1 protein-coding gene is annotated in these 338 nt (G+C 56.8%); it reads left to right on the top strand.

Annotation, left to right across the window (positions count from 1 at the left end; genetic code table 11):
- A partial coding sequence (locus ACTNC3_RS11585; protein WP_441227525.1) for a DUF6431 domain-containing protein occupies positions 1-338 on the top strand: 338 nt, incomplete at both ends.

The following is a 338-nucleotide window of genomic DNA, read 5'->3' as shown; positions in this document are numbered from 1 at the left end:
CCGTCCTGTCGTGGCAAGCTGGTCTACCGTGATCGCAAGCGCCGTATCATGAAGGGCGAAGGCGGTACCCGCAAGTGGCTGATGATCCGCCGGTTCCGGTGCAGCAAATGCTTGAAGCTTCACAATGAACTGCCTAGTGTGGTGCTGCCGTATAAGCACTACGACAGTGAGGTGATCAGCGGCGTTCTCGAAAAGGTCGTCACACCGGATGATCTGGATTCCGAAGACTACCCATGTGGTGCGACTATGCTGCTCTGGATCCAGTGGCTCCAGAAGAACCTGGAGCGCATCGAGGGATATCTCCGCGCTGTGGCGTATGAACTGTCCGACTACGACAG

It is taken from the genome of Oribacterium sp. HCP3S3_B9, from assembly GCF_052064255.1.
In the GTDB taxonomy this organism is placed as follows: domain Bacteria; phylum Bacillota; class Clostridia; order Lachnospirales; family Lachnospiraceae; genus Oribacterium.
The sequence above is the reverse complement of the archived record's forward strand: the minus strand, read 5'-3'. Positions and strand labels throughout refer to the sequence as shown.